This window comes from Clostridium sp. AM33-3 (assembly GCF_003480315.1).
Classification (GTDB): domain Bacteria; phylum Bacillota; class Clostridia; order Lachnospirales; family Lachnospiraceae; genus Brotaphodocola.
The window spans coordinates 42,341-53,268 of record NZ_QUIV01000020.1 but is presented as its reverse complement, the minus strand read 5'-3'; the positions used below and the strand labels follow the sequence as shown (position 1 = coordinate 53,268).

11 protein-coding genes, 7 tRNA genes and 1 other annotated feature are annotated in these 10,928 nt (G+C 47.0%); of the genes, 17 read left to right on the top strand and 1 reads right to left on the bottom strand.

Annotated elements, in window-relative coordinates:
- The first annotated feature begins 23 nt into the window (after positions 1–23).
- Positions 24–107, top strand: a sequence feature (23S ribosomal RNA rRNA prediction is too short).
- A gap of 77 nt (positions 108–184) precedes the next feature.
- From DW819_RS11745 to DW819_RS11710, 8 genes are all read left to right on the top strand, one after another.
- Positions 185–258 (top strand) — tRNA-Asp (locus DW819_RS11745).
- A gap of 37 nt (positions 259–295) precedes the next feature.
- A tRNA-Val gene (locus tag DW819_RS11740) sits at positions 296–368 on the top strand.
- Positions 369–389: 21 nt separating this feature from the next.
- Positions 390–462 (top strand) — tRNA-Thr (locus DW819_RS11735).
- A gap of 39 nt (positions 463–501) precedes the next feature.
- A tRNA-Tyr gene (locus DW819_RS11730) sits at positions 502–583 on the top strand.
- 27 nt (positions 584–610) lie between these two features.
- Positions 611–684: transfer RNA gene (locus DW819_RS11725), tRNA-Met, on the top strand.
- A gap of 4 nt (positions 685–688) precedes the next feature.
- Positions 689–761, top strand: a tRNA-Phe gene (locus DW819_RS11720).
- A gap of 3 nt (positions 762–764) precedes the next feature.
- Positions 765–837, top strand: a tRNA-Lys gene (locus DW819_RS11715).
- 126 nt (positions 838–963) lie between these two features.
- Positions 964–2,628, top strand: a complete 1,665-nt coding sequence (locus DW819_RS11710) for a hypothetical protein (RefSeq protein WP_118733445.1) — start codon at positions 964–966, stop codon at positions 2,626–2,628.
- Between the two features lie 43 nt (positions 2,629–2,671).
- Here the strand turns inward: DW819_RS11710 and DW819_RS11705 are convergent, their stop codons facing one another.
- The gene (locus DW819_RS11705; RefSeq protein WP_118733450.1) at positions 2,672–2,908 is read right to left on the bottom strand and encodes a hypothetical protein; all 237 of its coding nucleotides are present in this window, start codon (positions 2,906–2,908) and stop codon (positions 2,672–2,674) included.
- 121 nt (positions 2,909–3,029) lie between these two features.
- On the opposite strand from DW819_RS11705, the gene DW819_RS11700 reads away from it, so the two are divergent.
- The 9 genes from DW819_RS11700 to acpP all read left to right on the top strand — a co-directional run bounded on the left by DW819_RS11700 (position 3,030) and on the right by acpP (position 10,867).
- Entirely contained in the window at positions 3,030–4,595 is a 1,566-nt protein-coding gene (locus DW819_RS11700; protein WP_118733444.1) for an aminotransferase class I/II-fold pyridoxal phosphate-dependent enzyme, read from the top strand.
- A gap of 22 nt (positions 4,596–4,617) precedes the next feature.
- On the top strand, positions 4,618–5,208 hold the full coding sequence (locus tag DW819_RS11695; protein WP_118733443.1) for a guanylate kinase: 591 nt from the start codon (positions 4,618–4,620) through the stop codon (positions 5,206–5,208).
- Positions 5,209–5,339: 131 nt separating this feature from the next.
- Positions 5,340–6,350, top strand: coding sequence for a DNA polymerase III subunit delta' (gene holB / locus DW819_RS11690; protein ID WP_118733442.1), 1,011 nt, complete (start codon positions 5,340–5,342; stop codon positions 6,348–6,350).
- Between the two features lie 37 nt (positions 6,351–6,387).
- Positions 6,388–7,299 carry a stage 0 sporulation family protein gene (locus tag DW819_RS11685; RefSeq protein ID WP_118733441.1) on the top strand — a complete coding sequence of 304 codons (912 nt, stop codon included), beginning with the start codon at positions 6,388–6,390 and terminating at the stop codon, positions 7,297–7,299.
- Positions 7,292–8,032, top strand: a complete 741-nt coding sequence (locus DW819_RS11680; RefSeq protein ID WP_118733440.1) for a tRNA1(Val) (adenine(37)-N6)-methyltransferase — start codon at positions 7,292–7,294, stop codon at positions 8,030–8,032. Before DW819_RS11685 ends, DW819_RS11680 begins: the two co-directional genes overlap by 8 nt.
- A 64-nt stretch (positions 8,033–8,096) precedes the next feature.
- A complete protein-coding gene (rsmI, locus tag DW819_RS11675) occupies positions 8,097–8,969 on the top strand; it encodes a 16S rRNA (cytidine(1402)-2'-O)-methyltransferase (RefSeq protein WP_118733439.1) in 873 nt (290 codons plus the stop codon).
- A 115-nt stretch (positions 8,970–9,084) separates the two neighbouring features.
- Positions 9,085–9,420, top strand: a complete 336-nt coding sequence (locus tag DW819_RS11670) for a helix-turn-helix transcriptional regulator (RefSeq protein WP_118733438.1) — start codon at positions 9,085–9,087, stop codon at positions 9,418–9,420.
- A gap of 173 nt (positions 9,421–9,593) precedes the next feature.
- On the top strand, positions 9,594–10,559 hold the full coding sequence (locus tag DW819_RS11665) for a beta-ketoacyl-ACP synthase III (RefSeq protein ID WP_118733437.1): 966 nt from the start codon (positions 9,594–9,596) through the stop codon (positions 10,557–10,559).
- A 74-nt stretch (positions 10,560–10,633) separates the two neighbouring features.
- Positions 10,634–10,867, top strand: a complete 234-nt coding sequence (acpP, locus tag DW819_RS11660) for an acyl carrier protein (RefSeq protein ID WP_118533698.1) — start codon at positions 10,634–10,636, stop codon at positions 10,865–10,867.
- The last annotated feature ends 61 nt before the right edge of the window (positions 10,868–10,928 follow it).

Sequence of the window (10,928 nt, the reverse complement as noted above, 5' to 3'; positions counted from 1 at the left end):
TGAGATATCCCATACGCAAGTAGTAAGACCCCTTGAAGACGACGAGGTAGATAGGGCAGAGGTGGAAGTGTGGTAACACATGCAGCTGACTGTCACTAATAGGTCGAGGGCTTAACCAAGACGGTTTAGGTAAGAAAACGGATGAAATTCAATATGTGGTTTTGAGGGTACATGTACGATATTTGGCCTGGTGGCTCAGCTGGTTAGAGCGCCGCCCTGTCACGGCGGAGGTCGTGGGTTCGAACCCCATCCGGGTCGCTGAATATCGCAAAAGTGATATTCGAAAGTTGAATATGGGGTCTTAGCTCAGCTGGGAGAGCATCTGCCTTACAAGCAGAGGGTCATAGGTTCGAGCCCTATAGGCCCCACTTTCAAAGAAAACCTGGTTCGCCGATATGGCTCAATTGGCAGAGCAGCTGATTTGTAATCAGCAGGTTATCGGTTCGAGTCCGATTATCGGCTTTGAAATTTCCGCTTTGCGGTTAATTTAATAATTATTCTGGGGGAATTCCCGAGTGGCCAAAGGGGGCAGACTGTAAATCTGTTAGCTGTGCTTTCGGTGGTTCGAATCCACCTTCCCCCACTCAACAACTTCATATTTCGCGAATATCGCGGGGTGGAGCAGTCTGGAAGCTCGTCGGGCTCATAACCCGAAGGTCATAGGTTCAAATCCTATCCCCGCAATTTTGCCTTGGTAGCTCAGTTGGTAGAGCAGAGGACTGAAAATCCTCGTGTCACTGGTTCGATTCCGGTCCAAGGCATACGGGCGTGTAGCTCAGTCGGTAGAGCACTTGACTTTTAATCAAGTTGTCCGGGGTTCGAATCCCCGCACGCTCAGTACATTTAAAAGGCGGGAATCCTTAAGTTAAGGTTCTCGCCTTTTTGTTTCATATGTAATGGTATCCTGTGAAACAAAGCTGTTTTAATCTATGACCGTGCTCTGACCAAAGAGGAGACGATAGAATGAAAAGAACAAAAACACAGAGTATATCAGAGAGGAATCAATGGATTCATGAATTTGAAAATCTGTATATTCTGACTTACAAGTCATTATACCGCCATGCCAAGCTGATTTTTGGACAGGAAGATAAAACGAAGGAACTCCTGATTCAGGTGTATATGGAGGCGTATCAGCGAGGGGAACAGCTTCAGAAAGAGAAGAGTCCACTGGACTGGCTGCTGAAGCGTTCAGATTTTCTTGCAGAGACCCGCATTGAGGCGACAAAGGAAATGATCGAGGCTTCCTATGCCGAAGAAAAAATGCAGTCTAAAGAGGCGAAAAAAGAGAATCTGACTAATTTGGATGAAACTTCTCTGTTGTTGGAAATTGAGGATCGTCTTGGAATTGTAGAAGGTGACGGAGAACATACGGAAGAGCCAGAGCTTTCAAGGGAAAAGAGAATCATTTCTCTGCTTCTGCTCGCAGCAGCGCTTGTACTTGCTGTTGTCGGAATCTGGAAGGTAAAGCATCAGCTTGATTTACTGCAGGCCCCTTTTGAGCGGACCTTTCAGCAGCCAGAGAAAACGGAAGTCAAGAATGAGAATACAGAGATTCAGTTAGGAGATAAAGCTGTTATTCTTTCCGAGACAGGACAGATCCTGTATACAGTACCATTATCGGAAAGTAGTCTGGCAGGGGAACATGATTATAATGAGGAGATTCAGACCCGGGATGGCTGGACCTATTATCTGCCTTGTCCGGAACGAAAAGACAGCCAGTTATCAAAAGTACACCCATCTCTGTATCATACGCTGTACCGGTCAGACAGTGATCAGGAAATAGAAGTCATAGCCCAGGATGTTGATAATTTTACCTTCTGGGAAGATGGTATTTATATCATGCAGTATGGTTCCGTGCAGCGTATCAGTGTGGATGCAGTTTTTGAGACACAGCAGATTGGAACTTATGCAGCGGTGGAACAGGATGAAATTTATCTTTATGACACGCTGGGAAGAAAGCTTCAGACGGATGTTGATGGAAATTACCTGTATGGAGATCGAATCTTTAAGATGTCCGGCAATCGGATTGAAACTGTTCAGGCTGCAGCCCGGGAGAGTGATGGTATTTTCTATTATCTGAAGGAACAGGAAGATGGGAATGGACAGGCAATTTTCTGTAATAAAGGCGGAACTGAAACGCTTTTCGAGTCCATGGGCAAATCCATCGACAGTTTTTGTATTGTAGGGGACTGGATCTATTACAGTGCATGGATGAAGGGCAAGGAACGCAGCAAGCAGTATAGCCAGTTATTCCGGATTTCCATGACTGAACAGGATGCGGAAGTGGAGGAGCTGCATAAGCGTTTTCCTGGGCGCATCTGGCAGCTGTATTATTCTGAGGAAGGCGACCAGCTTTATGGAAATTACAATCCGAAGAACTGGAAGAGCAGTCATGGAGTCATTGCGGTAATTTCCAGATCAGGTCAGATGAGTTATCTGAATGACGAAGAACTTCGGGAAAGAGAAGAGACAACCGGTAATGACAGGGTAGAATTTGTGATGATGCAGGATGGACAGGTATATTGTTACTGGGAAGACTGCTATTGGGAAAAAGGAGAAGAACCGGTGCCTATGTGGCGCAGAGTTTTGATCATTCCTGATAAAAACAGGGTTGTGATGGAAGACTGATTGTCCGTCACAACCCTGTTTTTGTGTAAGAATATTTGTTTTTTCAGATTTCCGGTTCGTCAAATTCCGCAATAACATAGAATCCACGGGAATTTTCCTTAATATCTTTGATAACGCCCTGTTTGGATTTCAGGCGATCGCGGGATTTATAGCAGCCTGACATGGCTACGGCAGGCTCAATGATGTAGCTGTAGTTGAATCCCTCACGCTCTGTGACATCAACCACATCGCCGATGTTTACCAGGCCCTGGCGCTCCATTTTAAATTCCATTTCACGCACGATCATTCATCTCTTTTCTTTTATTAGTACATGTCAATTATAAAGAAAAGAGGTTGGAATGTAAAGGAGTTGTATGTTACAATCACATATTAGAGTTTGGAAAAAAGAATGAGGTTTGTGGATGAAAAGAGAGGAATTGCTGAGAGAAAGGTTAAAACGTTATAGCGCTTCGGAGACAGCTGCTTTTCATATGCCGGGACACAAGCGGCATATGGAATATGGACTGCTGCGGGATTTTCCCAATCCGTTTTCTATTGATATTACGGAAATTGACGGATTTGACAATCTGCATCATCCGGAGGGGATTTTGAAAGATTCCATGGAGTGGGTAGCCGGAGTGTATGGGGCAGATCATACGTATTATCTGGTAAACGGAAGCAGCTGTGGAATTTTAAGTGCCATTGGTGCGGTTATGCGCCCTGGAGAGTCCATACTGGTAAGCCGAAACTGCCATAAGTCAGTGTATCACGGACTTATCCTCAATTCCTTGAAGCCGGAGTATGTTTATCCACAAATCATAGAAGAATTGGGGATTCAGGGCGGGATAAGACCAGAAGATGTGGAAAAGAAGCTAAGTGAACATCCGGAGATTCGCGGTGTTCTGATCGTGTCTCCAACTTATGACGGAGTGGTTTCGGATATCCGCGGGATTGCCGATGTGGTACATGCTCATGATATTCCGCTGATTGTGGATGAGGCCCATGGCGCGCATTTTTCGTTTGGAGATGGATATTTTCCGGAATCCGCACTGCAGTGTGGGGCAGATCTGGTGATTCAGAGCCTTCATAAAACGCTGCCGAGTCTGACTCAGACAGCCGTTTTGCATTTGAAGGGGCAGCGGGTCAGGCGCGACCGTCTGGAACAGTGTCTTCAGATGTATCAGAGCAGCAGCCCGTCCTATGTGTTTATGGCTGTGATGGAGCAGTGTATTTTTGAGATGCATCAGCACGGAGCGGAGCATATGGCTGCGTTTGCGGTGCGCATTCAAAAGGTGAGGGAGCGTTTGAAAAACCTGAGGAATCTAAAGCTGCTTGACCGGAGCCAGATCGGTGCTCATGGTGTATTTGATGTGGATGAGTCAAAACTGGTGATCTCCTGTCAGGGAAAAATGATAGGAGAAAACCTGAATGAATGCCTGCGCCGGGACTATGCGATAGAAATGGAAATGTGTGGGGCAGATTATGCGGTGGCCATACTGACCTTTCTGGACAGTGAGGAACATTTGGAACGGCTGGTTGCGGCTTTACTTGTCATCGATCGGAACATCGGAACGGCCGGGAATCATTTTGAAGATAACAGTATAAAAGCATATAGAAGAAATTATGACAGAGTCAGCACAAAGGTGCAGCAGGAGCCAGGGATCTGCGTAGAGGAAAAAAAGATACAGGACGTTCAGGCACCGGAGATATGCATGACTCCGGCAGCAGCGTTTCATGCTCCGCTAGAATGTATTCGTCTGGAGGAATCTGCAGGACGGATTTCAGGCGAGTTTATCTATCTGTATCCGCCGGGAATCCCGATCATCACACCGGGAGAACGGATGACAGAGAAGCTGATCAGCCAGGTATTGTATGACCGGGATATCGGACTTCCGGTACAGGGCATGAAGGATCAGGAAATAAAGTATCTGCAGGTCGTAAAAGAAGACAGAGCAACAGACAGGACACCGGAAAAGAAAGAGAGATAAAACCGGTCTGGAGGAAATGAAAATGGGGAAGATTTTTTATCTGATGGGAAAGAGCGCATCGGGAAAAGACAGCATTTATAAACGGCTGCGTAGTCTGTGCCCGGAGTTGAAAAGCATTGTACTTTATACAACGCGGCCTATGCGGGACGGAGAGCAGGAGGGAGTAGAGTATCATTTTATAGGTCAGAAGCAATTGAAAAAACTGGAGCAGTCCGGCAAGGTAGTAGAAGTGCGGACGTATCAGACAGTGTTTGGACCATGGAGCTACGCCACTGTGGATGACGGGCAGATCAATCTGGCACAGGCGGATTATCTGGTGATCGGTACGCTGGATTCCTATGAGAAATTACGGGAATATTATGGAAAAGAGAAGCTGGTTCCACTGTATGTGACGGTGGATGACGGTGTACGGCTGGAACGGGCTATTGCCAGAGAACGACAGCAGCAAGAGCCGAAATATACGGAACTGTGCAGACGTTTTCTTGCAGATGAGGCGGATTTTTCACCGGAACGTCTGGCGGAGCTGGATGTGACGGAAGCTTTTGAGAATCAGGAGCTGGAGGCATGTGTGCAGGCAATTGCGGACCGGATCTGGCAGGAAACGGGAAAATAGAAGCAGAAAAAACAGAAAGGACCGCAGATAAAGCCGGAAATTTGGAATGCGGAGCATTGGCTGAAAGCTAAAAGTGTGTTATACTTCTGATTGATATGCCTTAAAATTAGAGAGATTGTGAGGTGACTGCGATGCTGAATTTTCAGGAAATCATCGGTCATGACCAGATAAAGGAACATTTTCAGAAGGCGATTGAGTACAATAAGGTTTCTCACGCTTATATTCTGACCGGCGAGGCAGGCATGGGAAGAAAGTCCCTGGCCAATGCATTTGCTCTTACCCTGTTGTGCGAGAAGGGAAAAACCGAACCCTGTATGGAATGCCACGCCTGCAAACAGGTATTAAGCGGCAGCCATCCAGACCTGATCTACGTGTCTCATGAAAAACCCGGCACGATCGGAGTCGATGACATCCGAAAGCAGATCAACGACACCATCATGATCCGGCCATATAGCAGCTATTATAAAATATACATTGTGGATGAAGCGGAAAAGATGACACAGCAGGCACAGAATGCGCTGTTAAAGACTATTGAGGAGCCGCCGTCCTATGCGGTGATTCTTTTGCTTACAACGAACCAGGAGGCATTTCTGCCGACTATCCTGTCACGCTGTGTGCAGCTGAAATTGAAACCTCTTCGGGATTTTACCGTGAAGAAATATTTAACCGATACCCTGCATGTGGAGGAGGCAGATGCGGACATCTATGCGGCTTTTGCACGTGGAAATCTGGGAAAAGCCATTTCGCTGGCTTCGTCCGAAGATTTTAAGCTTCTGCATGGGGAGATGCTGCATCTCCTAAAGCATGTGAAGGAGATGGATATTTCGGAACTGCTGGATTACATTCGCAAGATGAAAGAGGAAAATCTGGATATTTACGAGTGTCTGGATTTCATGCAGCTCTGGTACCGGGATGTGCTGCTTTACAAGGTAGCGAGGGACATGAACCAACTTATTTTTAAGGATGAGTACAGCAGCATCAATGAGATGGGGCAGAAGTGTTCTTACGAGGGTCTGGAAAAGATTTTACAGGCAATCGATAAAGCGCGTATCCGTCTGGATGCAAATGTAAATATGGAGCTTGCCATGGAGCTGATGCTTCTGGTGATGAAGGAGCAGATTGATCGCAGGCGTGAACCGTAAAAAGAGAACGCCGGGAACAGATAGGAGATAGAAATTTATGGTAACAGTAATTGGAGTTCGCTTTCGCGCAGCAGGAAAAATCTATTATTTTTCTCCGGGAAAGCTGGAAATTAAAAACGGGGACCATGTTATTGTAGAGACCGCCCGCGGCATTGAGTACGGCCATGTCGTGCTGGGAAACCGTGATGTAGAAGATAACAAGGTGGTACAGCCATTAAAAGCAGTCATTCGTATGGCAAATAAGGAAGACATTGCCCGCGAGGAAGCAAACCGCAAGAAAGAGAAGGATGCCTTCAAAATTTGTCAGGAGAAGATCCGCAAGCATAAGCTGGAGATGAAACTGATTGATGTAGAGTATACCTTTGATAACAATAAGATTCTCTTCTATTTTACAGCAGACGGACGTATCGACTTCCGTGAACTGGTAAAGGATCTTGCATCTGTGTTTAAGACCAGGATCGAGCTGCGTCAGGTCGGCGTGAGAGATGAAACCAAGATCATAGGTGGTGTGGGAATCTGCGGAAGAGCCCTTTGCTGTCATTCTTATCTGTCGGAGTTCATACCGGTATCCATCAAGATGGCGAAGGAGCAGAATCTTTCTTTAAATCCAACCAAGATTTCCGGTGTTTGCGGACGTCTGATGTGCTGTTTAAAGAACGAGGAGGAAACTTACGAGTACTTAAACAGCAAGCTCCCGGGTGTGGGTGACTATGTAACAACCGACGACGGCTTAAAGGGTGAGGTGCAAAGCGTGAATGTGCTGCGCCAGCTGGTAAAGGTCATTGTGACGGTGGAAAAAGATGAGAAAGAAATCCGCGAATACAAGGTGGAGCAGCTGAAGTTCAAACCGCGTCGCAGAAAAGGCAAGAATGAGCAGCCTGAGGATCATGAACTGAAGAAGCTGGAAGCGTTGGAGAAGAAGGAAGGAAAATCAAAGCTGAATGAATAATGTGACTTGCGGTGAGGATGAACGGATCGATGATCTGCAGAGAAACGGTTACCGTATCATCCAGAAAAAAAAGGGCTTCTGTTTTGGCATGGATGCCGTGTTGTTATCCGGTTTTGCCCAGGTGAAGGAAGGCGAAGTAGCCGTAGATCTGGGAACCGGAACCGGAATTATTCCGATTCTGCTGGAAGCCAAGACAAAGGGAAAGCATTTTACCGGTCTGGAGATCCAGGAGGAGGTGGCTGAGATGGCAGGCCGCAGTGTCCGCTTAAATCAGCTGGAGAACCGGGTAGACATCGTAAGAGGAGACATCAAAGAAGCCAGCCGCCTGTTCGGCAAGGCTTCTTTTGACGTAGTTACCTCGAATCCGCCTTACATGAATGACAATCACGGCCTGAAAAATCCGGAGCTTCCAAAAGCCATCGCGCGGCATGAGGTGTTCTGCACGTTGGATGATGTCTGCCGGGAGGCGTCACTGCTTTTAAAAAGCGGAGGGCGTTTTTATATGGTACACAGGCCGCACAGGCTGGCAGAAATTATAACAGCCTTAAAGACCTATAAACTGGAGCCGAAGCGCATGAAGCTGGTGCATCCGTTTGTGGACAAGGAAGCCAACATGGTTTTGATTGAGGCAGTGCGCGGAGGCAGATCCATGATGAAGGTGGAAGCGCCGATCATTGTATACAGGGAGCCTGGCGTATATACACGGGAAATTTACGATGTTTACGGATATTAAAAGGCATACGGAATGTTATTTTAGTGGTTCCGGGAGCAGATTTTGCAAATAGCAGGAGGAAATTATGGCGGAGCAGGCAAAAGCAGCAGGGAAATTATATCTTTGCGCGACACCCATCGGTAATCTGGATGATATTACCCTGCGGGTACTTAATACTTTAAAGGAAGCAGACCTGATTGCGGCAGAGGATACCAGACACAGTATTAAGCTGCTGAACCATTTCGGGATAAAGACTCCGATGACGAGCTATCATGAATACAACAAGATTGATAAGGCACGGTATCTGGTGGAGCAGATGCGCCAGGGCGTGAACATTGCGCTGGTGACCGATGCTGGTACGCCGGGTATTTCTGATCCGGGAGAGGAACTGGTGAAACAGTGCTATGAAGCAGGCATTGAGGTGACATCCCTTCCGGGACCGGCAGCCTGTATTACAGCGCTGACTATATCCGGCCTGGCGACAAGGCGGTTTTGTTTTGAGGCCTTTCTGCCGGTTGATAAAAAGGAGCGTCAGTGGATCCTGGAGGAGTTAAAGACGGAAACCCGCACGATGATCGTGTATGAGGCGCCTCATCATCTGGTACGGACGCTGCAGGAGCTTTCTGATGCACTGGGAGCAGACCGCTGCATTACCATTTGCCGGGAACTGACGAAAAAATATGAGGAAGCTTACCGGACTACCTTTGCAGAGGCGCTGGAACGCTATGAAATCGAAGAACCAAAAGGGGAGTGCGTTATTGTCATTGAGGGAAAGAGCATTGGCGAACTGAAAGCGGAGCAGCAGAAATCCTGGGATGAGATGAGCCTGGAGGAGCATATGGATCTCTATTTAAACCAGGGCATTGACCGGAAAGAGGCCATGAAGCTGGTGGCGAAGGACCGTGGAATCGCAAAGAGGGACGTGTACCGCATGCTGACAGAGCAGAAAGAACAATAACTGACTGGCAAAATATGCCAAAATCTCGCCTTATATTATCAAAATATTAAATCTATGGCATGTCTCTGAAATCCAATAAGATAGAGGTATTCAAAGGAGAAGGAGATATGACATCATGGAAAACGAAAGGCTGCTGGCGAAAATCGAAGAGTTGATGAAGCAGAGGGGTTACAGCCGATACCGGCTTTCTCAGTTAAGTGGAATCAAACAGTCAACTCTGACAACTATGTTTAACAAGCGGAGTACCGTCAGCATTGACACATTGACAAAGATCAGCAAAGCGTTTGGCATGAAATGTTCGGAATTTTTAAGCTTGGTAGAAGACACCCCGGAAGAGCATACCGCCAAAGATTTTCCGGTATGCGAATGGGAGGCACTGAACAAGGACCGCAAGCATGTGGTGGTTTTGATGATGCGTCTTTTAAAAGATGAGCAGATCGAAACAAAATAAAAGATTGGCTTACAGAAGAGTTTTGTTGGGAATATTGCTTGACAAAACTCTTTTTATTCTATAAGATAAAAACGTCAAAATACTTTGAATATCAAAACATTCGAAAATAAAAATAAAATTCAGATGGTTATGACAGAGTTTAGCACGAATTTGAAGAGGAAACAGGTACGAGCATGACAGGCAGAATTATTGGAACCGGTTCTTATGTTCCGGAACGGATTGTGACGAATGAAGAATTGGCAGAGGTTGTAGAGACCAGTGACGAGTGGATCGTCACCCGCACAGGAATCCATGAGCGCCGTATCGCGGAGACGGAAGGCACCAGTGTGCTGGCCGCCAGAGCGGCAGAGCGTGCCCTAAAGAACGCAAACGTATCGGCAGAGGAAGTTGATTTTATTTTGCTTGCGACATCCTCACCGGATCACTGTTTCCCGAACGGAGCCTGTGAAGTGCAGGCGGCCATCGGAGCGGTTCATGCTATGGCGTTTGATATCAGCGCGGCATGTTCCGGATTTGAAATCGCGCTCAGCACCGCCCAGGCGTTTATCCAGGCCGGTGTATATCGGACTGGGCTCATCATCGGCGCGGATTGTCTGAGTAAGCTGACTGACTGGAGTGACAGGGCAACCTGTGTTTTATTTGGAGATGGTGCCGGAGCGGCAGTCATTCAGGCAGATGAAAAAGACGGCATTATTCATACAGTTATGGGTTCTGATGGAGCCAGAGGCATGGTGCTTTCCTGTCTGGCCCGCAGTGAGGGAAATTTCCTGAACGGGAAAACTCCGGAGTTGGGATATATCTATATGAATGGGCAGGAGGTATTCAAGTTTGCGGTAAAGAAGGTTCCGGAATGCATTAACCAGGTGCTTTCCGAGAGCAAAACAGAGATTGGGGCTATTAAGTATTTTGTCCTGCACCAGGCTAATTACCGGATCTGCGAGGCAGTAGCCAAGCGGTTAAAGCAGCCTCTTGACAAGGTGCCGATGAACATTGACAAGTATGGAAACACTTCCGGCGCTACAGTGCCGATCCTGTTAGACCAGTTAAACCGGGAAGGAAAGCTAAGCCGGGGTGACAAACTGGTGCTGGCAGGCTTTGGAGGCGGCCTTACCTGGGGAGCTGTCCTGTTAACCTGGTAGTATGGAATGCGGATGAAACGCCGCTTCCTTCAAATTATAAAAGAAAATATTTCATATCAAAGGAGATCAAAATTATGTTAGAGAAAATGAAAGAAATCATTGCAGACCAGTTAAGCGTAGATGCAGACAGCATCACCGAGGCTTCTTCCTTTAAAGAGGATTTAGGTGCTGACTCCCTGGATCTGTTTGAGTTGGTTATGGCCCTGGAGGATGAGTACTCTGTAGAGATCCCATCTGATGATCTGCAGAACCTGCTGACTGTTGGCGATGTTATGAATTACCTGAAGGAGAAAGGTGTAGAGGCGTAAGCCCTGCACCCTTTTTTAGACAGCACATCAGGCTTGCGTCTGGAACACAAGTTCTGAGCAC